At 74.1% G+C, this 26248-nt stretch carries 18 protein-coding genes; 7 read left to right on the top strand and 11 right to left on the bottom strand.

The annotated features are described in order from the left end of the window. Positions 1 to 13: 13 nt before the first annotated feature. A complete protein-coding gene (locus tag AB0958_RS00910; RefSeq protein ID WP_366888129.1) occupies positions 14 to 1090 on the bottom strand; it encodes an NAD(P)-binding domain-containing protein in 1077 nt (358 codons plus the stop codon). Between the two features lie 83 nt (positions 1091 to 1173). Between AB0958_RS00910 and AB0958_RS00905 the strand changes: the two genes are divergently transcribed. After that, positions 1174 to 1602 (top strand): secondary thiamine-phosphate synthase enzyme YjbQ, encoded by a 429-nt coding sequence (locus AB0958_RS00905; RefSeq protein WP_366888128.1) that lies wholly within the window; start codon positions 1174 to 1176, stop codon positions 1600 to 1602. 5 nt (positions 1603 to 1607) lie between these two features. Here the strand turns inward: AB0958_RS00905 and AB0958_RS00900 are convergent, their stop codons facing one another. Further along, positions 1608 to 3092 (bottom strand): glycoside hydrolase family 76 protein, encoded by a 1485-nt coding sequence (locus AB0958_RS00900; protein WP_366888127.1) that lies wholly within the window; start codon positions 3090 to 3092, stop codon positions 1608 to 1610. Positions 3093 to 3201: 109 nt separating this feature from the next. Next, positions 3202 to 4713, bottom strand: coding sequence for a glycoside hydrolase family 3 N-terminal domain-containing protein (locus tag AB0958_RS00895; RefSeq protein ID WP_366888126.1), 1512 nt, complete (start codon positions 4711 to 4713; stop codon positions 3202 to 3204). A gap of 284 nt (positions 4714 to 4997) precedes the next feature. Here AB0958_RS00895 and AB0958_RS00890 point away from each other — a divergent pair, with 284 nt between their 5' ends. Genes AB0958_RS00890 through AB0958_RS00870 form a run of 5 tightly spaced genes read left to right on the top strand, consistent with a single transcriptional unit; the run spans position 4998 to position 10295 of the window. After that, on the top strand, positions 4998 to 6071 hold the full coding sequence (locus AB0958_RS00890; protein WP_366888125.1) for a phytanoyl-CoA dioxygenase family protein: 1074 nt from the start codon (positions 4998 to 5000) through the stop codon (positions 6069 to 6071). Continuing rightward, complete coding sequence (locus AB0958_RS00885) at positions 6053 to 7360, top strand: DUF6271 family protein (RefSeq protein WP_366888124.1); 1308 nt, start codon at positions 6053 to 6055, stop codon at positions 7358 to 7360. Before AB0958_RS00890 ends, AB0958_RS00885 begins: the two co-directional genes overlap by 19 nt. Before the next feature lie 8 nt (positions 7361 to 7368). Beyond that, entirely contained in the window at positions 7369 to 8547 is a 1179-nt protein-coding gene (locus AB0958_RS00880) for a type III PLP-dependent enzyme (RefSeq protein ID WP_366888123.1), read from the top strand. After that, the gene (locus tag AB0958_RS00875; protein ID WP_366888122.1) at positions 8544 to 9119 is read left to right on the top strand and encodes a GNAT family N-acetyltransferase; all 576 of its coding nucleotides are present in this window, start codon (positions 8544 to 8546) and stop codon (positions 9117 to 9119) included. The genes AB0958_RS00880 and AB0958_RS00875 overlap by 4 nt, the downstream gene beginning before the upstream one ends. A gap of 18 nt (positions 9120 to 9137) precedes the next feature. Next, the gene (locus AB0958_RS00870; RefSeq protein ID WP_366888121.1) at positions 9138 to 10295 is read left to right on the top strand and encodes an MFS transporter; all 1158 of its coding nucleotides are present in this window, start codon (positions 9138 to 9140) and stop codon (positions 10293 to 10295) included. A gap of 8 nt (positions 10296 to 10303) precedes the next feature. Here AB0958_RS00870 and AB0958_RS00865 read toward each other — a convergent pair whose 3' ends face one another. Both AB0958_RS00865 and AB0958_RS00860 read right to left on the bottom strand, forming a co-directional pair. Continuing rightward, the gene (locus AB0958_RS00865) at positions 10304 to 11062 is read right to left on the bottom strand and encodes a DUF2182 domain-containing protein (protein WP_366888120.1); all 759 of its coding nucleotides are present in this window, start codon (positions 11060 to 11062) and stop codon (positions 10304 to 10306) included. Beyond that, a complete protein-coding gene (locus tag AB0958_RS00860; RefSeq protein ID WP_366888119.1) occupies positions 11059 to 11673 on the bottom strand; it encodes a DUF1326 domain-containing protein in 615 nt (204 codons plus the stop codon). The genes AB0958_RS00865 and AB0958_RS00860 overlap by 4 nt, the downstream gene beginning before the upstream one ends. Positions 11674 to 11931: 258 nt before the next feature. Here AB0958_RS00860 and AB0958_RS00855 point away from each other — a divergent pair, with 258 nt between their 5' ends. After that, positions 11932 to 13176 carry a DUF4241 domain-containing protein gene (locus AB0958_RS00855; RefSeq protein WP_366888117.1) on the top strand — a complete coding sequence of 415 codons (1245 nt, stop codon included), beginning with the start codon at positions 11932 to 11934 and terminating at the stop codon, positions 13174 to 13176. A 107-nt stretch (positions 13177 to 13283) separates the two neighbouring features. On the opposite strand, the gene AB0958_RS00850 is transcribed toward AB0958_RS00855, so the two are convergent. The 6 genes from AB0958_RS00850 to AB0958_RS00825 all read right to left on the bottom strand — a co-directional run bounded on the left by AB0958_RS00850 (position 13284) and on the right by AB0958_RS00825 (position 26222). Continuing rightward, positions 13284 to 15083, bottom strand: a complete 1800-nt coding sequence (locus tag AB0958_RS00850) for a hypothetical protein (RefSeq protein ID WP_366888115.1) — start codon at positions 15081 to 15083, stop codon at positions 13284 to 13286. After that, positions 15080 to 18547, bottom strand: coding sequence for a DUF5682 family protein (locus AB0958_RS00845; protein ID WP_366888175.1), 3468 nt, complete (start codon positions 18545 to 18547; stop codon positions 15080 to 15082). The genes AB0958_RS00850 and AB0958_RS00845 overlap by 4 nt, the downstream gene beginning before the upstream one ends. Before the next feature lie 124 nt (positions 18548 to 18671). Then, complete coding sequence (locus AB0958_RS00840) at positions 18672 to 19835, bottom strand: AAA family ATPase (protein WP_366888174.1); 1164 nt, start codon at positions 19833 to 19835, stop codon at positions 18672 to 18674. Between the two features lie 35 nt (positions 19836 to 19870). After that, a complete protein-coding gene (locus AB0958_RS00835; RefSeq protein ID WP_366888114.1) occupies positions 19871 to 24805 on the bottom strand; it encodes a hypothetical protein in 4935 nt (1644 codons plus the stop codon). Beyond that, on the bottom strand, positions 24802 to 25656 hold the full coding sequence (locus tag AB0958_RS00830) for a DUF4132 domain-containing protein (protein WP_366888113.1): 855 nt from the start codon (positions 25654 to 25656) through the stop codon (positions 24802 to 24804). The genes AB0958_RS00835 and AB0958_RS00830 overlap by 4 nt, the downstream gene beginning before the upstream one ends. A gap of 173 nt (positions 25657 to 25829) precedes the next feature. Then, positions 25830 to 26222, bottom strand: a complete 393-nt coding sequence (locus AB0958_RS00825) for a DUF5997 family protein (RefSeq protein WP_360522031.1) — start codon at positions 26220 to 26222, stop codon at positions 25830 to 25832. Positions 26223 to 26248: the final 26 nt, after the last annotated feature.

The following is a 26248-nucleotide window of genomic DNA, read 5'->3' as shown; positions in this document are numbered from 1 at the left end:
GGCCGCCCGCGCGTCAGGCCGCGACCGGTTCCCCGGCCAGCAGCCGCCTGATGTCCCGGACGGCCTCGCGGCCCGCGCGGTTGGCGCCGATGGTGCTGGCCGACGGGCCGTAACCGACGAGGTGGACACGCGGGTCGGCGACCGCCCGGGTCCCCTCGACCCGGATCCCGCCGCCCGCCTCGCGCAGCCGCAACGGCGCCAGGTGGTCGAGGGCGGCCCGGAAACCGGTGGCCCAGAGGATGACATCGGCGTCCACGTGACGGCCGTCGTTCCAGTCCACCCCGCCGGGGGTGATGCGGTCGAACATCGGCTGCCGGTCGAGGACGCCGTCCCGCAGGCCCTGCCGGATCGCGTCGTTGAGCGGCAGCCCGGTGACCGACACCACACTCCGCGGGGGCAGCCCCTGCCGTACCCGGTCCTCCACCAGCGCCACCGCGGCCCGGCCCGCGCCCTCGTCGAAGGGCCCCTCGCGGAACACCGGCGGACGCCGGGTGACCCAGGTGGTGGCCGCCGCGTACGGGGCCAGCTCCAGCAGGTGCTGGGTGCCGGAGGCGCCGCCGCCGACGACCACCACCCGTTTGCCGGCGAACTCCTCGGGCCCCGCGTACTGCGCGGTGTGCAACTGGCGCCCCCGAAAGGTCTCCTGGCCCGGGTAGCGGGGCCAGAACGGCCGTTCCCAGGTGCCGGTGGCGTTGATCAGCGCCCGCGTGGACCAGTCCCCGGCACCGGTCTCCACGAGCAGCCGGCCGTCCTCGGCCGCGCGTACCGCACGGACGTCGACGGGCCGTCGTACCCGCAGGTCGAAGGTGCGCTCGTAGTCGGCGAAGTACTCACCGACGACCTCCGCGGACGGCCGCGCGGGATCGGCTCCGGTCAGCTCCTTGCCCGGCAGCGCGTGCATCCCGTGCACCTTGCCGTACGTCAGCGACGGCCACCGGAACTGCCAGGCGCCGCCCGGGGCGGGGGAGCGGTCCAGGACCACGAAGTCACGGTCCGGCTCGAAGCCGGTGCGCCGCAGATGATAGGCGCTGGACAGACCGGCCTGACCGGCGCCGATGACGACCACCTCGACCTCGCGCTCACTGTTCACGCCTCTGCCAACCGAGGAGCGGTCGTGGATCTTCCCGTACGGCCGCTCGGCCGGGAGCCCGGCGCGTGGGTCAGGATGGAGACATGTCGGATGCATTCACCACACGAGTACTCAACGTAGCCACCGGATCGCGGGAGCGGGTCGTCGACCTGACCGCCGACTGCGAGGCCTTCCTCCGCGAGGCGGCGGACGGCCGCGACGGACTGCTGAACATCTTCGTCCCGCACGCCACGGCCGGCATCGCGGTCCTGGAGACCGGCGCCGGCAGTGACGACGACCTGCTGGCCGCGCTCCACACCCTGCTTCCCGCCGACGACCGCTGGCAGCACCGGCACGGCAGTCCGGGCCACGGCCGCGACCACGTCCTCCCGGCGATCGTGCCCCCGCACGCCACCCTCCCGGTGATCGACGGCCGTCTGGAACTGGGCACCTGGCAGTCGGTGTGCCTGGTCGACACGAACAAGGACAATCCCGAGCGGAAGGTGAGGATCTCCTTCCTGGCGGGTTCCTGACTCCGTCAGGGTGCCGCGTCGAGCAGGTCGAGGGCGCTCTGCTGGCGTGCGGCGTCCACCTGGTCGAGCGGTCCGTACCAGCGCAGACCGTACTGGTCGAGGGCGTTGCGGTCGTTCGCGTGGGCGCCGGCCGCCTGGCGTTCGAGGTACGCGGTGTACGGATGGTCCGGCAGCACCGAGTCGAGCCTGCCGAGGCCGCGCACGTCGGCGCCCTTGAAGGACGGCCCGTCGGCTCCGCAGTCAGCGCTCTCGCACGGGTCCCGCAGGATGCCGCCGGAGGTGTTCAGCAGCGAGGTCGTGGTGGCGGCGTCGGCGATCTCCCGTGCGCCGGTGAGCAGTCCGCCGTCGCCGGTGGCCCGGTACAGCTCGGCGAGCGCGCCGAGCAGGACGCCCTGGTTGTACGACCAGACGGTGCCCCCGTTGTTGCCGCAGGTGGACAGGTCGACACCGTCGTTGACCAGGTGCGAGCCGTTGATCATGCCGGTGCCCTGGAACCAGCTCCAGCCGCTGCGGGCCCGGTCGAGGTACGCGGAGTCGCCCGCGATCCTGTTGTGCAGCGCGGCGTTGAGCTGGATGTAGAGGGAGTTGGCGATCGCGTTCTTGTACGTCCTCGCCGTGCTCCACCACACTCCGCCGCCGCAGGTGCCGTCCCAGTAGGCCGCCATGTGATCGGCGTCCGCGCGGGCCGTGTCCAGATAGCGGCTGTCACCGGTCAGGTCGTACGCGGCGACCCAGGCCAGTCCCCACCAGCCGGTGTCGTCGAGGTAGTCGTTGCGGAACCGCCCGCCCTGGGCGTTGACGTTCAGGGCGTAGGTGCGGGCGATCGCGTAGCGGTAACTGTCCATGCCCGTCACACGGATATTGTCGATGACGGCGGTCAGGGCGTTCGCGGAGTTCCACCAGCCGGTGGTGTCGAACAGGCCGGTTCCGTAGTCGTAGAAGGCCATCAGGGCGGTGGCCGCGGCGGTGCGCGGCTCGCCCGCGTTCCACGTGGCGCGCGCCCAGGGGGTGCAGGCGATCTCGGCGCGGTCCCCGGCCTTTCCGCAGGCGCGCAGGGCGCCCACGCCGAGGTTGTTCCAGTCGTCCACGTTGTACATCAGCGTGCGCCGGCCGCGCCGACCGGCGGGCACGACGGTGTCGCCCAGTCTGCTGCCCGAACTCCAGGTGCGGCCGCCGTCGAAGGAGCGGTCGAGCCAGACCTCGTCACCGGGGTCGCCGTTGTCGATGGAGGCCCAGCCCATGGCGTCGGTGTCGTCGAAGTGCAGGACGACCGACCGCGAGTAGACGTCCGCCGTGACCGGTGCCCGGTCGTCCGGGGAGAGCGCGGGGTCCCGCGCGTCGCAGTACCTGTTGCAGACGGTGGCCGACGCCGAGGTGCCGGTGGCGGCCGCGGGGGGCGTGAGCGGGACGAGGACGGTGAACAGCGCCAGGGCGAGTGCCGCGGCCGGCCGGCGCGGGAGACGGCCTCGCGGCCTCGGTACGGGGGGCATGGAACCTCGCTGCTTCGAGGGGCGGGGTGAGAGCGCTCTCGGAACGTAGGGAAGTGCCGGGGAGGCGTCAACGCGGCTCGGGGGTAGGGAAGTTGCACTCAGGTCTGCACTAAAGGGCACCCGCCAGCACCTCGGCGGCGGCGATCCCGGAGGCGGCCGTGGCGCCATGGGTGAAGATCTGGGCGGCCGAGGGGACCACGGTGCCCGGCAGGCCCATCTCCACCACGATCGCGTCCGGCCGGGCGGCGACCAGCTCCGTGAGGGCCCGCGCCATCCAGGCGTGCCGGGCGGCGTCGCGGACCACGACGACCAGCGGCCGTCCCGACGCGGGTGCCAGCGCCCGCGCCTCCAGCGCGGTGGCGCCGGTGCGCAGGTCCTCGTGGCACACCCGGGCGGACGTGGTCCCGGGCAGCCGTTCGCCCAGCGGGGCGGCCACGCCCCACGGGGTTTCCGCGCCGATGGCCAGGTTGGTGCTGGGGGCGAGTTCCACCACGTGCGGCGCGGTGACCAGGGGCAGGACGTGGCGCACGGCCCCGGTCAGGCGGAGGGCGCGGCGGGCCGCGGTGAAGCCGATGCCATCGGCGTCCCAGGCGGTGGCGCCGGCCGGACTGAGCGCCGCCGACCAGGCCGCGAACTCCCGGACCCGCGCGCTCGCCTCCGCGAGTCGCTCCGCCGGAAGCTCGCCCGAGCGGACGGCGTCCACCAGGGCGTCCACGAGCTGGACCGCGGTGGCCTCCTGGGCGTTCTCGCCGCCGACGCAGACGGCGTCGGCACCTGCGGCGACGGCCCTGACCGTGGCTCCGCCGATCCCGTAGGTGCCCGCCACGGCGCCCATCTCGATGGCGTCGGTGACGACGACTCCGTCGAACCCGAGCTCCTGACGCAGCAGTTCGTCCAGGATGCGCCGGCTCAGGGTGGCGGGCAGTTCGGGGTCGTAGGCGGGGACCAGCAGGTGGCCGCTCATCACCGCGCGGACGCCCGCGTCGAGTGCGGCGCGGAACGGCGGCAGGGCCTGCTCGGCGATCCGCGCGCGGTCGGCGTCGTAGACGGGCAGGCCGTGGTGGGAGTCGACGGCCACGTCGCCGTGGCCGGGGAAGTGCTTCGCACAGGCGGCGACACCGGCCGACTGGAGTCCCCGGATCCACGCCCCGGTGTGCCGTGCCACCACCTTGGCGTCGACGCCGAAGGACCTGACCCCGATGATCGGGTTGTCGGGGTTGGAGTTCACGTCCGCACTGGGGGCGTAGTCGAGGCTGACACCGGCCGTGTGCAGCTGCCGTCCCAGGTCGGCGGCGACCGCCTCGGTCAACTCGGTGTCGTCGACGGTTCCGAGTGCGAAGTTGCCCGGCCGGGTGGAGCCGGTGGCCGACTCGATTCGGGTGACGTCGCCGGCCTCCTCGTCGATGGCGATGATCAACTCGGGGTTCTCCGCGCGGAGTCGTCCGGTGAGCCGCGCCACCTGCTCGGGCGTGACGATGTTGCGGGAGAAGAGCACGACCGACGCGAGCCCGTCGCCGATCTCGCGCAGCACCCAGTCCGGGGCCTCGGTGCCCACGAAGCCCGGCTGGAGGACGGAGTGTGCCAGCCGGCGCAACTCCTGGCTGTGCTTGCTGGAGACCATCGAGCATGCCCCTTCTGTTGGTACAGACCAATGGGTTCCCGCTCAGGCTAGCCGCACGTGTCAAGTGGGCCCACATCGCGCCGTGTTGGCGAAAAGGCGCCCTCAACTGGGGTGTTTGACACGGCCAGTTGGTCTAGTCCAAGTTGGTTGCACGCGAGTTCGAAGAGGGGCTGGTGTGGCCCGTGGTGCAGTGACCCTGCCGGAACGGTGTCCGCCCCTCACGCCGCGCAGTCGGCGACCCGCTTGGGGTCGCCGGTCCCCGAGAACGAGGTGTGGAGCACCGTATGTCCACGACTGACCGTTATCTCCATCGAGCCCCCTCGGACACCCCCTACTTCAGCTCGGACGGCGAGACCTATCTCGCCCCGACACCCCTGCGGGACCTGAAGAAGACCCGCCCCCTGCGCGTCCTGTCCGAGGAGGACTTCGCCTTCTGGCAGACCTATGGCTACGTGGTGGTCAAGCAGGCCGTCCCCGCCACGGCGGCCCGCCGACTGCTGGACTTCGCCTGGGAGTTCCAGGGACTCGACCCCGAGCGCCCCGAGACCTGGTACGAGGAGCGCGCCTACCGCTCCGACCTCGACCGGGAACTGCACATCTACGGCTTCGTCGAGGCCTACCACCACCAGCTCATCTGGGACAGCCGCCAGACCCGGCGGGTCTACGACGCGTTCGTCGACGTCTGGGACTGCGAAGAGCTGTGGGTGACCCTCGACCGGCTCAACCTCAACCCGCCCAACATCAAGAACCGTGACCGCGCCCTGATCCCGCACACGGACGAGGGCTTCGACATCGAACTCCACTGGGACGTCGACACCACGCTCGCCGTGCTGCCGCAGCGGGTCCAGGGGATCATCGCCCTCACCGACACCAAGCCGGAACTCGGCGGCTTCCAGTGTTGCCCGGAGCTTTTCAAGCGGTTCGACCAGTGGAAGGTGTTCCAGCCGGCCGACCGTGACCCGATCCGGCCCAGGATCGACCGCTCCGAGTTCCCCGTGGTGCGCCCGGAGATGGCGGCCGGCGACCTGCTGATCTTCAACGGCCTGCTGGCGCACGGGGTGGCACCGAACACCGCCGACCAGGAGGTACGCGCGGTCCAGTACCTGTCGATGATGCCCGCCCTGGAGTCCCACGAGACGCTCAGGCGTTCCCGCGTCGAGTCCTGGCGCACCCTCGCCACGCCCGACTGGAACGGGACGCTGCTGGGCGACGCCACCCGGCACGAGTCCCTGCGGTACGGGCGCGCCACGCTCGACGAACTCGGCGCCAGGCTGCTGGGCCTCACGTCCTGGACCGGGGCGGACCTCGACGCGACGACACCGCCGGCCGGAGAAGAGACATGCGCCGCATCTGCCTGACCCTGCCGACCAACAGGCCCTGCGCGGCCACGATCACCGCCGTCGCCGGTGAAGCTGCCTACGCCGTCCGGCACTTCGACACCGAGGTGCACCTCCTGATCCTGGACTCCTGCGCCGGACCGGCTCACGCGCGGCACGCCGAAGCCGTGCGCCGGATACCGGCCGATCCGCGGATCGTCGTGCACCACCTCGACGAGGCGGGGCAGCGGGACTTCCTGCGGCGCGCGATCGAGCGGTCCGGGGCCATGAAGCCCGACCTCCTGCTGGACCTGATGCTCCCGGCCGGCCTCTCCTACGGCGCCTGCACCAACCGCGCCTTTCTCCTGGCCGCCGCGCTCGGCTGCGAGTCCGTCCACCGCAGGGACTCCGACAGCCGCTACCAGGTGGTGGACGGCGAGACCGTCCACCCCGTCCACCACGAACTGCTGACACTCGGCAGGCGCGCCGCCGACGCCGCCCGCCACGTCACCGAAACCGCACTGGCCGCCGACCACATGGACCGGCGGGTCGCGATGGTCGGTAGCTCGTTCGTCGGCGAACTGTCCGTGGACATCGGCGAGATACTCCGCACCGACCCCGCCGTCTACCACGACATGGTCGGTCTGTGGGCGCCGCCGCACTGGTCCGACGAACAGAAGGGACGACTCGTCGACGAGTCCTTCCGGGGCGCCGGCCCGGACGCCTTCACCACGGACCACTCCACCCTCACCCTGGTCGACCCCATGCGCGTGGACATGTGCAACATCGCCTTCCACGGCGTGCACGAACGGGTGCCCCTGCCGCCCGCCACCGACACGATCGGCAGCGACTACTTCCTGATCCACCTGGTCCACGACGCCGCCCTGCCGGGCGTCCTGCACAACCGGAACATCGTCAACTTCTACACCGGCGAACGCCGCACCGGCCCCGGGTTCACCGCGTACCAGCTGCGCTTCGTCAAGTTCCTGCTCTCGATGCTCTACTTCCACCACGTCTACGACCACATGGCGAGGGCCGGCGAGTCGCTGCTCGACGGTGCGGGGCAGGTCCGCCCGTCCGCGGTGGCCGCACTCGCCAGGCGCAGCGCGGGGCTCGACCGGAGCGAGAACGTCCGACGGCTCGACGTCCTCGACGCCTCCTACCGGGCACTGGGCGGCCGCTACGCCGAGTTCGCCGACCTCCTGGCGCAGCGCCGCGAACGCCTCCTCGACGAGGCGCGCGGTGACATCGAGGACTTCGCCCTGCTGACGGAGGCGTGGGAGTCGCTGGTACGGGCGGCCGCGCTCACGCCCGTACCGCGGCGGCGGTGAGGGCGACGATGACGTACGAGTCCGCACCGCTGCTCGCCGCGCTGGCGGGCGCCACCGAGGACCGGATCTTCTTCGACCTGACCGGCATCGAGAGCCGCTACGACACGCTCCGGGCCGAACTACCCGGCGTCGCCGTCCGGTTCGCCATGAAGACCTGCCCGGTGGACGAGGTGCTCACCCGCCTCGCCCGGAAGGGCGCCGGGGTCGACGGGGCGAGCCCCCGCGAACTGCGCCAGGCGCTGCGCGCCGGGGTACCGGTCGAAAGGACGCACTACGGCAACACCGTCAAGTCCGACCGGGACATCGCCGAAGCCCATCGCCTCGGCGTCCGGGACTTCGTGACCGACAGCCTCGAGGACCTGGCGGCCGTCGCGGCCCACGCCCCCGGCGCCCGCGTGTTCTGCAGGCTGGCGACGAGCGGGGAGGGGGCCCTGTGGGGACTGAGCCACAAGTTCGGCTGCTCGCCCGCGGACGCGGTGCGGATCCTGCAGGCCGCCCGCGGGATGGGCCTGACCCCCTCCGGACTGTCCGTGCACGTCGGCTCCCAGCAGATGACGGCGGACGCCTGGCACCACGCCGTCGAGTGTCTCGCGGACGTCCTGACCGCCCTGGCCCGGCGCGGGATCGTCCTGGACCACGTCAACCTCGGCGGCGGTCTGCCGGCCACGGGATACCTCGACCGGTACGGGCGCCCCCTGGACCCGCCGCTGGACAAGATCTTCGCCGTCGTCCGCGAGGGAATGCGGCACCTCAGGAAGGTCCACGGCGAGCACCTAGCGTTCGTGATGGAGCCGGGGCGCCACCTCGTCGCCGACCACGGGGCCGTCCGGGCCCACGTGGCCCGCCTGGCCGAGCGGCGCGGCCCGGACGGCGAGCAGCAGTACTGGCTCTACCTGAGCTGCGGCAAGTTCAACGGCCTCTACGAGATGGACGCGCTGCAGTACCCGCTCCTCTTCCCGACCCACCACGGCGGCGCATACGTCCCCGCCGTGGTGGCGGGCCCCACCTGCGACAGCGACGACGCCTACCCCCAGGGACACGCCCTCGTCCGCGTCCCCCGGGAACTGGCGTCCGGCGACCCCGTCTGGGTGCTCTCCAGCGGCGCCTACGCGATCAGCTACACGACCCAGGGCTTCAACGGCTTCGCCCCCCTCCCGTACACCTGCGTCGGCGGAGCGCGCGCGTGAGCGCCGACGGCGTACGCATCCGCCCCATCGCGGACGCCGACTGGGACGTCATCGCCGCGCTGGAAGCCCGGGCCTACACGCGACTCGGCCTCACGGAGGGGCGCGCGGCCCTGCGGTCCAGGGCGGATGCGTCACCGGACACCTGTTTCGTCCTGGACGTCCGCGCGCGGCCGGCCGGCTACCTGCTGGCCCTGCCGTACCCGCCCTTCGCGTACCCGCACCTCGAACGGACCGAAGAGCCCGCGACCCCCGCGCACCGGCATCGCACCGACCCGCATCCCACCGACCCGCATCCCACCGACCTGCATGGCACCGACCTGCACGGCACCAACCTGCACCTGCACGACATCGTCGTCGCGGAGCGGCTGCGCGGCAGGGGACTGGGACAGCGGCTCCTCGACCACCTGCTGCTGACCGCCCGTACCCACGGATTCGAGCGGATCTCGCTGATCGCCGTGGGCCGCAGCGAGCGGTTCTGGTCGGCACGCGGCTTCACCGCCCACCCGGGGATCGCTCCGGGCGGATACGGCGCGGACGCCGTGTACATGTCCCGCGTACATGTCCCGAGTTGACGAAACGAGTTGAAGCGCGTGTTCCCTGTCCAGGATCCCTTCCGGCGCAGCCGGTTCGCCATCGCCGCACTGTTCTGTTCCCTCGGCTTCCAGTACGCCACCTGGGCCTCGCGGATCCCCGCGGTCAAGGCGGACCTCGGGCTGACCGCGGCCGAGGTGGGGGTGCTGCTGATGGCCGCCGGCATCGGCGCCGTGGCGTCCTTCCCCCTGGTGCCGGTGCTGATGCGGCGGCTGGGCTCGGCCCGGCTGGCCCTGCTGTCGGCCCTGTGCCTGACCCTGCTGCTCCTGGGACTCGCCCTCGCGCCGGACTACCCGGCCGCCCTGCTGGTCATGGTGGCCGACGGGGTGTGCGTCGGATGCCTGAACGTGGCCATGAACGCGCAGGGAACGGCACTGGAGACCCGCTACGAACGCAACGCCATGGCGTGGCTGCACGCGACCTTCAGCGCCGGCTCCCTGCTCGCCGCGCTGCTCGCCTCCGGCATGAACGCGGCCACCTCCTCCGTCATGGCGCACTTCGCGGTGGCGGCCGTGCTGCTCGTCCTGCTCGCGGCCCTGGCACGGCCCGGTCTGCTCCCGGACGAGACTCCCGCACCGGAGAAGCCGCGCGGCAGCCGGGCCGGATGGAGCCTGCCGTCCCGCATGACGCTCTGGATGTGCTGCGCCATGGCCTTCGGCACGGTGACCGAGGGCGCCATGAACGACTGGTCCGCCCTCTACCTGCGAGAAGTCGCCAAGGCGTCGGCGGAACTGGCGCCGATGGGCATCGCCGTGTTCTCCGGGATGATGGTGCTGGCCCGCCTCTTCGCGGACGGCTGGCGCAGCCGCTGGGGCGACGGCCGCGTCGTGCTGGTCGGCAGCGCCCTGGCCGCCGCCGGGCTCGCCTTCGCCCTGGTGACCGGGGGAGCGGCGGCCGCCCTCGTCGGTTTCGCCTGCGTGGGACTGGGGTGCGCGGCCGTGACCCCGTGCGTCTACGTGGCCGCGGCGAAGCAGGGTTCGGAGGCGCTGTCGCTGGTCGCCGCCATGGGCACGACGGGACTGCTGGCCGGCCCACCGCTCATCGGCTTCGTGGCGAGTTCGAGCAGCCTGGTGTGGGGCCTCGGGGTCGTCGCGACGGCCGCCGTCCTCGTCTCCCTGTGCAGTACGCGGATCCGGTGGACGCCGGCGAGCGGCTGAGGGGCGTCCTACATCCCGGCCGTACCGCCACCGGTGAGGCCCGGAGCCAGGGCCGGAACCCAGAACACGGCGCCGGACAGGGCGAGCGAGGCGATGCCCACGGCACGGGCCACCAGGTGGCCTGCCGGAGCCAGCTTCTCAGCGGTGATCACAGCGGTGAGCACCGCCATGGCCCACAGGTTCATCGCGCCGAACGCCGCCAGCAGCACCATCAGCGACCAGCAGCAGCCCAGGCAGAACGCCCCGTGATGGACTCCGGCACGCAGATCGCGTGAGCGCCCCGGGTACGAGGCGTAGCGCAGCATCAGCCCGACCGGCGACCGGCACTTCGCCAGGCAGCGGTCCTTGAGCGGCGTGAGCTGGTAGACGCCGTTGACCGCGAACACGGCCGCGGCCACCGCCGTCCCCGCCACGGCGGGAAGCGCGGCCGCCCGGCCCAGGCCGGCGGCCAGCCCGTACGCCGGCAGTCCGGCCGCGGCCCAGACGAGCAGGTAGGCGATCGTGAAGACGGCCATCCGCGGTGCCCGGTACCCGGCGACGGTGCGTGCGTACAGCGCGGCGACGGGAGCCGTGGCGGGCAGCATCATGGCGGCCGTCATCAGCGTCCACACGGCCAGGAACGCGGGCAGGCCCAGACCCATGGTGCCGGGCATCGCCGGCCCGCCGCCCCAGCGGGCCACCATCCAGAGCCAGGCGGCCGCCGCGGCGACCAGCAGCAGTGCGGCGGGGCTCGCCCTCGGGCGGACGGCGGCCGGCCGGCCGGTCACGCGGACCACGTGAAGGGCGCCGAGTGTCCGTTCCCGCCGGAGAAGTCCCAGGAGCGGCCGAACACGCCGTCACCCGTGGCCCGGGTGGACCGGGCGACGGTCAGCGTGCTGCTCACCGGGTGGAAGACGCCGGTCAGCCCCATGACCGGCCCGTCCTCGCCGAACTGCGGGGCGACCTGGTCCTCGATCTCGATGTCGATGACGTCACCCACCCGCGCGGCGTGGCGGCGGCCGTCGTCGCGGTAGTCGATGGGCGCCCGCTCCACGCCGAGGACCTCGCCGATCAGCGGAGTGAGCGCCGCCATCGGGCCGCCGGCCCGACCGGAGAAGACCTTGCCCAGCGCCTCCGCCTGAGCCTCGTCGGCCGCGGCGTCGAGGTACAGCGCCACCTGCCAGCCGCCCTCGGCCATCACCCGCGGCGCGTCGATGAAGACGGCCACACTGCGGTCGGCGACGTCCACACCGTCCACGTTCCCGCGGTCCACGTGGAACGCGAAGGTCACCTGGCAGCGCTCGTGGTCGGCCGGGGCGGTGAGGCCCGAGGTGGTGCAGGGGCACACCGTGTCGCAGTTGCAGCTCTCCAGGTAGGTGCCGTTCAGATTCCAGGGCATGGCTCTCGGCCTCCCTCGTCCACGTCCCCCTCGGCATAGGGAAGGCATCGGGAGGCCCCGTCCGTCCCGGTGCCGCTCCTCCAGGCTATTCCCGGTGACCCCCGTCGCGCAGATCCGCCGCCCGCGCGTCGCGCAGATCCGCCGCCCGCGCCGGTTGTCAGTGGTGGTCGGTACGGTTTTTCCAAGGCGGTTCGAGGCCGATTTCCTTCAGCGCGGTCGCGGCCGTGCGGGCGGACCGGGGCGGATCAGGTGGGGGACATGAGCACGGTGGACATCTCGTACGCGCAGGGCTGGGACGCCGAGACGCGTCGCGCGTACCGGCCGTTGTCGGCGGCGGCGGCCCGGCTGCGGGACGACGCGGGGGAGCCGTACGTGGTGATCCACCGGGAACCGGGCCGCGCCGAGCCCGTCTCGGTGTACCTCGTCGCCTGGGCCGACCACCATGTCGGGCACTGGATGTACGACGAGTCGGGGCGCCGCACCCGCGAGTTCGACCTGCGGCTGCTCGAACCCGACCGCCTGTTCGTACGGCAGGTCGTGGAGCGGCGATACGCCTCGCCGGACCAGCCGGACCGGGCCCGTGACGCCTGGCGGACCACGCTGATCCTGACCCCCGGCGGCCGCGCCGAGCACATCGTCGAGGAACGGGGTGCGGCCGGTCCCGCCCGGCGCGGGCGGTCCGACCTGCCGGAGGCACAGTGGTGGATACCCCGGGAGGCCTTCGGCGTCGACGAGTCCGGCGATCAGCACGACCGGTACGACGCCGTGGAGCCCGAACCGGCCGCGTCCGGGGAAGGACAGGCACCGCCGGCCGCCCTGTGGCGTCCGCCCCGGCCGTACCACCCGGAGTTCGACGTCCAGGAACTCCTCCGGCCGGGCAACCGGTTCGACACCGACAACTGGGGCGAGCTGACCGTCGACCGGGTCGAGGACATCCACACGGTCCGGGTGCCCAGCGGTCGGCTGGTGGTCGCCGATCCCCTGTACCAGGGCGTCCCCAGGGAACTCACCGAGCGGATCCCGCCCGGCGAGTACCCCCTCCAGACGGCCGTGCTCGTCGGTGAGGGAGAGTACGACGGCGAACGCTTCCCGGTGACGGAAGAACCCCTGGTACGGCTGCTGATCTCCGAAGTGCCCGCGGCCACCTGGGAGTTGGGGCTGGGTGAGAAGGAGGATCCCCGGCTGTTGCCGGACCGGCAGGCCTACGGCTTCCCGACCGACGCGGCCCAGGGCGCCTTCGCCGACGCCACCGCCTGGAAGACACTGGCCGACGCGTTCCGCCGCTGCTTCGACGAGGGAACGGACGACGGAGTACAGGACGTCAGGACCGGCAGCCTGCGCATCGCGGACGACATGACGGGCGGCGACCTGGTGAGCTTCCACACCGACGGCGACGGCGCCTGGCCGGTCTGGCTGGGCCGGGCCGCCTCCGGCGCGCTCGTCTCCGTCGTGGTGATCACCGGCCTCCTGTCGGACTTCCGGCCGGTGCGGTCCGGAACCTGACCCCTCCTACGGTCGCCGACGGCGACGCCGACGCCGGAGCGGCGACTCCGGTCGAGCGGGCCGTCGGCACGGGGGAGCGGCGGTCCGTGGCCGGTCGCAGCGCCCGGTCAACCGCCCCAGGCGGCGGCGCACAGCACACGCTCCACCTCGTCGGTGTAGCGCGCCGCGGCGAGCCAGGTCCGCCCGAAGCGGCCGGTGTCCGCCGGAAGCAGGCGGCCGAAGACATCACGCGAGCGTTCCGCCGCCGATGCGAGCAGTTCGTCGAGGACGTCGCCGGCCGTGGCGAGCCCGTGCCGCCGCAGACGGCGGGAGTCCGCCGCGGAGTTCCCGGGGAAGGCCAGCACGCGCCGGCCTCCCGAGGCCGCCTGCTCGACCCTGCGGCGCAGCAGATGGAGGGGCGCCTCCTCGGGCGGGGACGCGGTGCCGGCCGGTACCGGAGCGGGCACGTCCGCCTGTTGGAGCCGGTCAAGACCCAGGTCGACCCGCTGTCCGGCGAGCGTGGGGTGTTCGCACGCGAGCAACTGGGCGCGGGCGTGCGGAGCCGGTGCGAGCCGTGCGATCACCCGGAGCCGGCTGCCGCGGGCGGCGGCCAGCAACCGCAGGTTGTCGCGGTACGGGAGCGCCGGATGGTCGTGTGCCACCGTCAGCCGCAGCGGCACCCCGCCGCAGTCCGCCAGCAGACAGTCACCCGTGCTCTCCCGCACCGGACCGACCAGTGTCACCTCCAGGAACAGCAGATCGTGCCCGCCGCCGAGGGCGTGCCCGACCTGCTCGGCCACCGGTACCGCCCACAACCGGTCCAGCGGCTCGGCCCGCCAGCCCACGCCGGACGCACGCACGGCCCGAACCCCCTTGCCCGTGCCCAGCCGACCGGTCGGTGACAGGGTCGCCCCGGAGACCGCGAGTCCCGCCCGTGACAACGCGCGGTGCGTCAACGCCGTGTCACCGACCCGCACGGTACGGTCGGCGGCGCCCACCGCCCGCCCCGCGCCGCCCGGTGCCACGTCCGAGACGCTGCACAGCCGGCCCTCGGCGTCCGCGGTCCAGGTCACGGCCCCGGCGTAACCGCTCGCGGTCAGCACCGGTTCGGAGAACAGGCCGAACAGGCGCAGCGAACCTTCCGGGGTGTACGGCAGGCGTACGGTGCCGCGCAGTTCCGTCAGTTCCGCGCCGGTCGCGGACGGCACCCGGTGGGCCACGTACAGGGTCTCCGACAGGGCGGTGACCAGGTCGGCGAGCCGAAACGCCGGGTCGGCCGCCCGCGCGGCGCGCAACGCGGTGACCACGAAGACCGCGGCCGAGGCCGCCCGAGGCAGACCGGCGAGCCGCGCGGTGTGGGCGGCACGCAACAACTCCGCCTGCACCACGGCACCGGAACCGTCCGTACCGGCGTCGAGCACGGCAGCGGCGGCGGAGAGAAGGGCCTGGACGGCGGTGAGTTGAGACGGGGTGGCGGCTTCTTCCAGGGCGAAGTCTTCCGGGACAGGATCGGGAGCCGGATCGGGAGCCGGATCGGGAGCCGGATCGGGAGCCGGATCGGGAGCCTCCGAAGCGGTCGGCCCGGATGCCTGTCTCCCACCGGACTCGTCGGCCGACGTCTCCACGGGCCCGGCCGCATCGCCCACCGGTGCCGCGGAGGCCGCCGCCGCCCGGTGCAGGCAGTCCGGGGCCAGCAGACAGCCGCAACGCACGGCCGCCGCGTCGGTCACGACACCACCCGGTGCGTGCAGTTCGAGCACGGAGCCCTCGTCGTCGACGGTGATGCGCACGGTGTCGCCGTCCCGGACCACGGGGCGGCCCGCCAGCTTGGCGACGCCCGCGTCCAGCCGCTTGCGCAGCCGGGGCGAAAGGGCCGCGACCAGTTCCGCGGTCACGACCGGCGCCACCGCAGGCAGTTCGGTAGTCATGCGATCTTCTCCCCTACCCAGCGGGCGAGTTCGAGCGGGCTGAGAGCGGCCACCGGCATCCCCGCGGCGACCAGCTGCCCCGCGACCCCGGTGGAGTAGCGCGGACGGCCCGAGTCGTCGAGGCTCGCGCACCCCAGCACCTGACAGCCCGCGCCGACCAGCGCCCGCACCTCCGCGAGCAGTCCACCGACCGGATGGCCCTCCTCGAAGTCGCTGACCACGACCACGAGCGTGCGGGACGGCACCGTCACCAGCTCCCGCGCGTGCCGCAGACCGGCCGCGATGTGGGTGCCGCCGCCGACGCTGACCTCCAGCAGCAGCGACAGCGGGTCGGCGACATGGTCGGTGAGGTCGACGACCTCCGTGGAGAACGCCAGGAAGTGGGTGGACAGCGTCGGCACACCGGCCAGCACCGAGGCGGTGAGCGCGGCCCAGACCGTCGAGGCCTCCATGGACCCCGACACATCGGTGACCAGGATCAGCCGCCAGTCGGCGGCCCGTCGGGCCCGGGTCCTGAACACGGGGTGCTCCGGGATCACCCGGACCGTGCCGTCCGGGGCCCGGCGGGCGGTGGCCAGGTTGGCGCGCAGGGTGCGCGGCAGGTCGAGGCCCCCGCCTGGGCGCCGGCTGGGACGCGGCAGGGCGGTGCCGTGCAACGCCGGGCGCAGGCGCGTCGCCAGTTCCTGGGTCAGCGCGTCCACCAGCCGCCGCACCAGCGGACGCAGTGCCGCGAGCCGGGCCTCGGGCAGCCCGCCGGCATGCCGCAGCACGGAGCGGAGCAGGTCCACGGAGGGCCGCACGGTGTCCGGATCCAGCTCGGCCAGCACGTCCTGACGTCCCGTCGCCGCGGCCGCGGCCAGCACCTCCTCCCTGATGCCGGGCCCGAACAGCGCCGCCAGCTCCTGCGACCACTCCCGCACCCTGGGATACGGCGCCTCACGCCCACCGCCCCCGCCGCCGAGCCCACCCCGGCTGCCCTCCCCGCGCCCGTTGCCGTACAGCTCGTCGAGTGCGGTGGCCAGCGCCCCGGCCGACGGGGCAAGTCGATCGGTTCGGCGGCCCAGGAGCAGGCGCCAGCGATCGGCGGGAGACAGCCGGTGGTCCGCCGTGACCAGGGGGGTGGTGGAGCCGTCGGCCGCCGGCTCCGCGTGACCCCGGGGCGAGGGGAGCAGGCCGAGCACCCGCAGGGTGTCGCGGGCCGCGAGGTCAGCGCGGGTCCAGGTGGCCAGGGCGACGGGATCGAGCGCCCCGGTGTCGGCGACGCGGTCGGTGCCGAGGCGCTCCTCCACACCGCTCAGCAGGCGCTCCCGGTCGGCCGGGCTCAGGGTGTCAAAACCGCCGCGCAGCGCCGGAAGCCGGTCGAGGAAGTCCCGGTCGGACAGCTGGGACACCCGGTCGACCAGGGGCTCCAAAGTCGGTGCCGCCGCCTCCAGCAGCCGCCCGGCCGCCGTCAGCAGCCCTGTCAACCGGGCGGTGAGCGCGGCCCGGGAGCCGGTGTCGACCGCGCCGTCGACCCAGGAGGCGACCCGACCGCCGAACGCCTGCGGCTCCTCCTGGCCGAGCAGTACCCGGACGGCCCCGGCGGCGCCCCGCATCAACGGGGAACCGTCGGCGGCCAGCCGGGCCAGCGCATCGGTGAGCCGGACGCCGCCGAACGCGTCGGCGCGCTGCGCGAGTTCGAGCAGGGCGTGGGCGTCGGCCGGATCCTCGGAACCGGTGAGTCCGTCCACCTGGCGCACCGCCGCGGCGGTCAGCAGGTCGGCCACCGCGGCGGCCCTTTCCGCACGGTCCCGGTCCGCGTCGAGACCGGCGACGTGGCCGGTCCGCAGCCGGTCCAGCAGGGCCAGCCCGGTGAGGAGTTCGGGGAGGGTACCGGAGCCGGGCAGCACGTCGGCGGTGTCACCGAGCCGCTCCGCCACGAGGCCGGGAAGACCGCAGTGCGCCGCCTGCTCCAGACCGTCCAGCACCTGTGCCGCCGTGGGCCCGCCGGCGTCCCGCTCCGTGCGGGCGCGCTCGCGCAACAGGCCCTCGGCGGCCTGGGCGAGGGTGACCCCGCGGGTCCCGGCGGCGGCCAGCATCGCGGCAGTGGCCGGCGTCCAGCGGACCTCCCAGCGGGAGGTCAGGGCGTCGGCGCCGCCGGTACCGGTCACCGACCGTTGCTCGGCGTACGGCACGGAGCACAACGTCATTCGGCGCAGGAGCAGTTCACGGCGGCGGTCGAGGTCCGAGCGGAGCGGGTCGAGGCGGAGGTCCCGGGGTGATCCGGGGGCGCCGTCGGCCGGGCCGGGCAGACCGAGGACGTCGATCTCGGCCTCCACCGCCGGGACGAGGCCGCTGCGCGGCGCGGCGGGCGCGGGGCGGCCGGCGCGGTCGCCGATCAGTATCGCCTCCATCGCTCGCGCGACGGCTCGGCCCCGGCCGTACGGTTCGCCCTGGGCCAGCACCGTCTGGACCGCCTCGACCAGCTCGCCGCGGCCCGCGGCGGGGAGGTTGCGCAGGCGGGCGAGGTCTCCGGCAAGACGGGTGATCTCTCTCGCGTCCGCTGGGCCCGAGGGGTGGCCCTGGTCGCGGAGGGCGGCGCAGATCTGGACCGCGGCGCGGGTCAACGCGTCCTCCAGCAGGGCCGGTTCACCGCCCGCTCGGAGGACCATGTGCTGCCACTCCGGGTCGCGGATACCGGCGGGGTAGCCGGAGCGTTCGTCCAGGAGGGCGTAGGTGTAGGGGATGAGAGAGGTGGTCCATTCGCGTGCGGGTGAGTGGGGGCTGGTCGCGCCGTTCCCCGCGCCCCTTCGGGGGCACGCAAGTGCCGGAGTATGGAAGGCGCCGACCACCAGAGCTGCCCGCTCGCCGTCCTTCGTCGCCTCCGCCAGCCGTGCGCGCATCCACTCCTCCCGCCGCAGGTCCACCTCCGACACGGCCGACTCCGCGCGCAGCGCCCACCCCGTCAGCAGCGCCGCCCTGCGCAGTGCCTCCGGTGTCGAACCGGGCGCGGACGTCTCCACCAGCCGGTCCCAGAGGTCGTCCCCCGCGCGGCCCGTGAGCCTCGAACGCAGGGCGGCCGACAGGCCCCCCGGCCCCTGCGCCGCCGCGGACCCCCCTCCCAGCCAACCGCGGTCCGCCAGCGGAAGGTCGCAGGCCACCACCGGTACCGCGTTCCGCGCGGCCCACCGCACCGCCACCAGCTCCGGAGAGAAGTCCGCGAACGGGTAGAAGGCCGGGCCGCCGCTGCCGTCGGCCGGTGCCGCGGCGAGCGCCACCGGGGCCCGGGTCTCCTCGTGGGCGAGCCAGTGCAGCCAGTCCTGCAACTCGGCGGGCAGCTCCACGAGCAGGACGTCCGGCTTCGCGTCGCCCAGCAGCGCCGGTACGGCCGCGGCCAGCGACGGCGCGTGGTGCCGTACACCGATCAGGTAGGGCCCCGCGGGATCGGTGAGGGCCGCGAGGGCCCTTTCCGGGGAGCCGGACATGACGTCCTCGTGTGAGCCGGGCACGATGTCCTCGTGTGAGCCGGGCACGATGTCCTCGTGTGAGCCGGGCACGACGTCCTCGTGTGAGCCGGACGCGACGTCCTCGGGCGATTCGGACACGGCGTCACGCCTCCAGGACCGTGCGCAGGTCCCACAGGGTGCGCCAGGTCGCCGAGCCCTGTTCCGCGCGTCGTCGGACCGGGCCGTCCCAGTAGCCGCGCAGCCGGGCCGCGTCGGCGGGGTCGTCCTTGCGCACGACGCCCAGGAGATGACCCGGCAGCAGGCCGAGGACGTCCCGGTCGCCGGGGAAGTAGGCCGCGGCCAGGGCCAGCGCGCCCGCCACCGACACCGCCTCCGCCGTGCTCATCACCGTGGACGGGCGTTCCACCTCCCACCCCTCGGCCGACCGTCCCTCGCGCAGGTCACGGAACGCGGTGACCAGGGCCTCCAGGACCGCGTCGTCGACCTGGAAGGGTGCCCCGGCCCGCTCCACGGACGCCTTGGCCTGACCGCGCACCAGCGCGGTCTCGGCGTCCAGGTCCGGGATGGGGCCCACGGTCTCGAAGTTGAAGCGCCGCTTGAGCGCGGCCGACATCTCCGAGACGCCCCGGTCCCGCAGGTTGGCCGTGGCGATGAGGGTGAAGCCCGGTGCCGCGTGCGCCAACGCGTCCTCCGTGCCGGCGAGTTCGGGTATCGCGATGCGCCGTTCGGACAGCAACGACACCAGGGAGTCCTGGACTTCCGGCAGACACCGCGTGACCTCCTCCACGCGCGCGACGGCACCCCTGGACATCGCGGTGAGCACCGGGGACGGGACGAGGGCTTGCCTGCTGGGCCCCTGCGCGAGCAGCAGGGCGTAGTTCCAGCCGTACTTGAGCTGGTCCTCGGTCGTGCCCGCGGTGCCCTGCACGACCAGACCGCTGGTGCCGCACACCGCGGCCGACAGCAGCTCGGACAGCATCGACTTGGCGGTGCCCGGCTCGCCGACCAGCAGCAGCCCCCGCTCACCGGCGAGGGTCACCACACAACGTTCGACGAGGGCGCGGTCGCCGACGAACTTGTCCGCCACGACCAGTCGGCGCGGCACCCCCTGCGGCACCTCGGCGTCGTCGGGCAGCTGCAGCGCCCGGCCGTCGCTGCCCATGACGAAGGTGACGACGGCCCGGGGCGTGAGCCGCCACGCGGGCGGGCGCGGCCCGGAGTCGTACGCGGCGAGGAAGGCCAGTTCGGTGGCGTACCGGTCCTCGGGCGGGACGATCTGGCGGAGGGGAGCGGTGGTGGCGGTCATCTGCGGGGCGTCCTCGGCGGTGGAGCGGATCGTGGTCATCGGCGGCGGCCTCTGCGGGGCGCCCGGGTCGTCAGCTGCTCGTACGCGGGCGCGTCCCCGGCCCGTACGCGTTCCCAGGCGTGGGCGAACAGCTCCGGCACCGGGACCAGCGGCAGGGTGCGGTGGCCGTCGGAGACCGGGTAGAGGGCCTCCTTCCAGGTCTCCACCGGCAGGGCCGGGGCTCTGAGGTCACGCCAGCCGCAGGGCAGGAACAGGGTGCGGCCGGCGCGGGGCCGCTTCGCCTCGACCACCAGATCGGTCGTCGCGAGCTCGGCCCGTGCCTTCTTCGCCCGCGCGGGCCGCCAGCCGCTCCAGCGCACGCAGTTGCGGTCGGTCGGGTCGGGCAGCGCCAGCAGTTGGAGGTAGAGCGCCGCCGCGTCCTCGCCCAGGCCGTGGGCCGCGGCGACCTCGGCCACCAGCGCGGGCACACTGACCGTGGGGTCCTGCGGGTGTCCCGCGGTCCCCTCCGCCGCGACGGCACGGGCGAGTTCGCCGCCGAGGAGCATGCGGACGGCCCGCAGGCCGGACCCGCGCCCGGCGCCGACCAGGCCCTCCAGGAGCCCGAGGACGGCGTCGTCCGGGCCGCTCAGCGCGGCCGGCCGGAGCTGTACGTGCTCCGTCTGCGCGTACCAGGGGCGCAGCACCAGCGCCTCGCCGGCCCGCGTCACCCCGTGCGCGTCGCCGCCGCCGGTCTCGGGCAGGCCGTAGACCTTGCGCAGCTGCACGGAGGCCGGCCCGCCCTTCTCGGTCCAGTCCAGGCCCAGGTCGAGCAGCAGCTCGGGGTCGGACAGGCGACGGCGCAGCGCGGCCAGCCCGGCCGGCAGCCCGGCCCGCAGCGGATGTCCGTACGGCAGCACGTACGCGAGCGCCGCCAGGCTCTCCACGGCTCCCGTCAGCGCGTACGAGCTGGGCACCGCCGACGGGTCGGCGGGCGTCAGGTCGCCGTCCGCGCCGGGCCGGAACACCGTGGTGCGGGCCAGCCAGGGTACCCGCGAGGGGTTGAGCACGGTCTCCGCGTGAGCGATTCCCATACCGGCGAGACCGGTGCTGAGGTCCTCCGGCAGGCGGACCAGGGTGCCGAGCCGCTCGGCCCACAGCCGGCCCGCGACAGCCGTGGACGGGCCGGTCGTCCACAGTTCGGCGGGGTCCTCGGGAAGCAGTGCGCCGAGCAATGCCCGCTGTTCGTCCTGGCCCAGCGAGTTGAGCAGTTCGGCGCCGAAGGCCCGTTGCCGGGGCTTGAGGCCGATGACGGCGAGCTCCTCGGCGGCGGGCGCCTGCGGCTGGCCGGCCACCAGCACGGTGGCCTGGAGGGGCCCGAGGCCGCCGTCCGTCGCGGCCACCAGTTCCCCCGGAGCCTCTGGCCGCCAGGGCGCGGAGCCCTTGTCCCGGACCAGCCGGGTGAGTTCGGCGAGCCGCACAGCCGCTATCCCGGTGGTGTACCGGGTCTCCTCGACCAGGGTGAAGTGACCCACGGCGCCGAACACCCCGGACGGGTCGTGGTCGAGGGCCAGCCACTCGACCCGGCCCAGCTGCGGGTCCACGCTCTGGCAGCCGAGCACGACCACCGTACGGCCGTCCCGGCGCAGCACCTGGCCCGCCCGCTGCTGCTCGTCGTGCGGTTCGCCCAGCACGACCTCGCGCAGTGTGGTCCCGAGCCCGGCGAGCGGCCCCTCGGTCAGCGCCTCGAACAGCAGGAGCAGCGGCTCGCGCTGGACGTCGGAGAGCGCGGGCGAGGCGGCCCGGTAGGCGAGCGGCCGCAGGGCGCCCAGGACCGGCGGCCACACCGCGCCGATGCGGGGGACGGTGTGCTCGTCGCTCCGCCAGCCGTCCCCGACGGCGTGCCGGTCGCGGTGCGCGAGCGGTGTGCCGTCGGCGGGCTTCCCGGACAGCACGTGGTTCACCGAGCGGATCTGGCGCAGCGTGGCGAAACCGGCGTACCACGCGTTCTGCAGGGTCACGAGTCCGGCGGCGGCGTCGTGCAGCGCGCGGTCCCCGCCGTGCTCGGGGCTGTAGTCGGCGAACATGCCCTCGGTCCGCTGCCGCGGCTGCCTCGCCACCTCCTGCGGCGGCGTGGCGAGCTTCGTGGCCGTCTCGCGGGCCCGCAGTGCCGTTCGGACGAGGGAGGCGACCCCGGTCAGCAGCCGCCGGTCGGTCAGTTCGGGCAGTGCCGCCGCCACCGCGGTCAGGGCGACCTCGTCGGCGGCGGGCACCGCGGCCCTGGCCTTCTCGTCCTGGCCGGCCCGGGTCAGCGCCTCCTGCCGTTCGGCCAGTGCGGTCGCCGTCGTCCGCATCAGCTCGCCCGCCGAGTCGTCGGACAGGGCGCGCAGCACGGCGGAGCCGCGTTCGTCGCGGGGACGCAGCGCGTGCCAGAACGGGACCGGCGGCACCAGCCGGCTCCCGGCCGCGTACGCCCCGCCGGACTCCCCGAAGGACACCCGGCCCAGCTCGGTGCCGTCGTCCGCGTGCAGGGAGACGCTCTGGTACGTCTGCGCGGCGATCGGCTCCGCCCCGCCCGGCAGTCGCAGCGCCCCCAACGGCACCCGGCCGTCGCGCCCCGCGCGCAGGGTCGCCGTTCGCCCGTCCGGCGTACCGGCGGTCGTGCGGGCCTCGGCGCCCTCGCCCTGGGTGCGCACCCACCGCCCGAGCACCGTGCCGTCGGTGCCGAACGGGCTGTGCTCGAGGCCGGGTTGCAGCGGCAGCACCTCGCAGGAGCCGTGTCGCAGCGAGGCGTCCTCCCGGACTGCGGACGCCAGCAGCGCGGGCAGCGAGGCCCGGCCGTGCTCGCCGGTCGCCGGGTCGTATTCCAGCCACACCGACTGCCGGCCCTGCCGGCCCTGGCGCCAGTAGGTGACGCCGTCGCCGATCACCGGGCGGCCCGGCGGCAGGACGGTGTCCCCGGCGTGCAGGGTCCGGCCGCCCGTCGCCCGGCCGCCTCCGGGCAGCGGGATCGACGCGTTGGCCGCGTCCATGCCGGACCACCAGCCGGGGAGCTGCTCGCCGCCGACCGGGAACACGTCGGCCGGGCGGTTCGACCAGTAGCCGTACTGCTTCGAGCCGTCGCGCCACAGCACCAGCAACTCGCCGTCGGCGTACCGGAACCGGGGCCGCTGCCAGCGGTCCAGGTCGGTGGGCAGCCGCAGTTCGTGGGTGAGCAGCACCCCCTCGGGCCCGACCACGACCGCCCGGTGCCCGCGCGCCAGGATCAGCGCGGGCCAGGCCTCGGTCACCGCCAGGGAGTTGTCCCGGTCCTTGCGGATCTCGGCGTCCAGCAGCTCCAGCGCCTCGTCCAGGGCGGACCAGCCCAGCTCGTCCAGGATGCCGGCGCGCAGCGTGCGGCCGAGGACCGGGACGATGTCGTACCCGGTGAGCAGGCGGACGGCGGGCGGGCTCTCCTGCATCACGGTCCGGAAGGGGCGCAGTCGCTCCAGCCTGGTCTCGACGGCCGGCAGTCCGGCCGAGGAGGCGAACTCCGCGGTGGCCTCGTGCAGCCACTGGCGCAGTATGCCGCCGAGCACCGGATGCGCGGCGGCCTTGGCCAGGTCCTTGCCCTGGCCGCGGCTGAGCCCCTCGACGGCCCCGGCCAGCAACAGGCGAAGCCCGGGTTCGGCCGCGACGGCCTTCAGGTCGCGCCGGCCGGGCCGCTCGTCGCCCAGCCAGAAGCCGAGCGGCAGGTACACCTCCTCGCCGGCGTCGGGCACGGTCAGCGCGATGCCCTCCGCCACGCACAGGTCCAGCAGATCGAGGTCGGCGCCGGCCCGCCAGCGCCCGGTGAACAGGTCGACGGGCCGGCCGGCCGCACGCAGTCGCGGCGCCATCCGCTCGACCAGCGCCAGTGTCGCCGGGGAGCGGTGCGCGTACGCCGCCCCGTGCTTGCGGTGCTGCGCCCACCGGGTCAGCCAGTCCGCCGCGTCGGCTTCCCCGCCCTCCTCGGTGAGCAGCAGGTCGGCCCCGCACTCCGCGAGCAGCGCCAGCCAGAACTCGTCGTCCGCCACCTCGCCGCCCAGCCCGGCCGGCATGATCTCCAGCAGCCGTACCCGGATCTCGGGCCGCCGCTCCGCCAGGACCGGCAGCACGGCGCGGTAGGCGTTCCAGAACGAGGCGGGCGCCCGCACGGCGGCCGGGGACACCAGCAGGTCGGCGACGAGCGCGCACTCCTCGGTGACCCGGTCCAGCCCGGCCGCCCTGATCAGCCCCCGCGCGTCCTGCGGCAGCGAGGCGTACGGCGGCATCCCGGCCGCGCAGCGCTCCACCGTCAGCTGCCGGAACTGGGCCCAGGCGACGGCCGGTTCGAGCCGCCGGGCCAGGTCCCGCACGTACTCCTTGAGGGCCTTCACGGTGAGCGCCCCGGCGAACGCGAACTCCAGGAACACCGCCCGCTGCCGCTCCTCGTCCACCGCGAGGGCGTGCACCCGCTCCGCCTCCCGGGCCTTGCCGAAGAAGGCGGCCGCGTAGGTGGTGTTCTCGTGCTGGAGGAAGACCCGCGCGGCCTGCTCGTAGAACGTGGGCAGGAAGTGCGGGACCGCACGGCCCAGGCGCTCGCCGAGCGCCTCGAAGCCCTCCTTCGCGTTGCCCGGCTTGGACTTGGCCTGCCGGGCCAGCCGCTCCACGTCCTTGACGAGGGCGAGGGCGTGATGGCCGTTGGCGGGGTCGTGGACCAGCGCCCAGGCCGGGAAGCCGAGGGTCTCCCGGCGCACCTGGCCCACCTCGGGCGCCTCCGGCTCCCGGGCCAGCCCGAGGAACTCCAGGGCCAGGTCCTCGGCCTCGCCGAGGGTGCCCGGCACCAGCCGCACCACCGCGCGGTCGTCCAGCGCGGGATGGGTGTACGTGCGGGCGGTCAGGACGTCGGCGTCCTCGCGCCGGGTCGTGCCCGCGGGCAGGATCGCGCCGGCGTCGAGCAACGCGGCCGTGGTGGTGTCGTCGTACGTGCTCATGCCGCCCGCTCCTCGTCCTCGACGTCCCGTCCCGCGTACAGCGCCGCCGCCATCCGCATGCCCTCCGACCAGGCGACCGGGCCGACCTGACCCAGCTTCAGCGCCCGGCCCGCCGGATCCGTCCACGCCAGCGGGCCGGTCTCGGTCTCGTAGTAGCCGTCGAAGTCACCGACCCAGACCCGGGCCTCCACCCCGCGGCCCGCCTCCAGCACCGAGCACACCGCGTATCCGCCGCGCACGCGGTACCCCAGCTGGGTGGCCCTGCCGTGCAGGAACCGCAGTTCCTTGAAGACCCCGCCCGCGTACTCCTCGACCTGGGTGCCCTGCGCGTCCAGCGTCGCCGGGCGGTGCCAGACCTCCCGGAACAGCTGCTGCGCCCGCTGCTCGACGCCCAGCTCCACGGCGAACTCCCGCAACTCCGCGAGGTCTTCGAGCAGCACCGGGTGCGGCAGCCGCACCAGCTCGGGGGTGATGCGCACGGTGTCGCCGTCGAGGTCGACCAGGCCGAGCCCGCGCTCGGCGTCGGCGTCCCGCAGGAATCCGGCCACCTCGCCGTCGGCGCCCGTGACGACCAGGTCCCGCAGCGCCGCCCGCCAGGCGGGGTCCGGCCAGACCCGGGTCAGAACGGCCGACGGCACCGGCAGCGAGCGGATCATCCACCGCTCCACGTCGGCCAGGCACTGCCGTTCGTGCCGCTCCAGCCACTCGGCGAGCTGCCGCAGCCCCAGGACGGCCGGATCGTCCGCCAGCTTCGCCGGCACGGACTTCAGCCGCCGCCCCGCCGCGTTGCGGCAGACCACCTTCCCGTCGTCCAGGGCCACCTCGTAGTCCCCGGCCGTCACCCACCCCATGCGTGCCTCCCCGCACCGCAGTGATCAAGTGCTGGGAACTGTAAAGGGCACCACTGACAACGCGCTCCGCGGTCCACGACGGACCGGAAAACGCAGGTCCGCACGGCAACGGCCCCGTCCGAGGCGGGTGCGCCTCGGACGGGGCCGTGGAAGAGCCGAACGGGCGGCCGAGGTCAGCCCCGCCCCGCCTCCTTCTCGCGCTTCAGGTTCTTCAGCCGGGCGCCCTCCTTGCGGACCTCGGCCTGCGTGGCGCGCTCCTTGCGCAGCCACTCGGGCAGCTCGCGCTTGAGCTCCTCGATCTGCTCGGTGGTCAGCGCCTCCGTCACCCCGCCGCGCGCCAGACCCGCGATGGACACGCCCAGCTTGGCCGCGACCACCGGACGCGGGTGCGGCCCGTCCGCCCGCAGGTCGAGCAGCCACTGCGGCGGGTTCGCCTGGAGCTCGTCCAGCTCGGCGCGCGAGACGACGCCCTCCTGGAAGGCGGCGGGCGTGGCGGGCAGGTACACGCCCAGCTTCTTCGCCGCGGTCGCGGGCTTCATCGTCTGGGCGGTCTGGTGCGAACTCATGAGGTCAAGGGTATCGGCCGGGGATG

Origin of the sequence: Streptomyces sp. NPDC006655, from assembly GCF_040703965.1 — a bacterium.
Taxonomy (GTDB): Bacteria; Actinomycetota; Actinomycetes; order Streptomycetales; family Streptomycetaceae; genus Streptomyces.
This window is presented reverse-complemented; position numbering and strand designations above follow the sequence as displayed.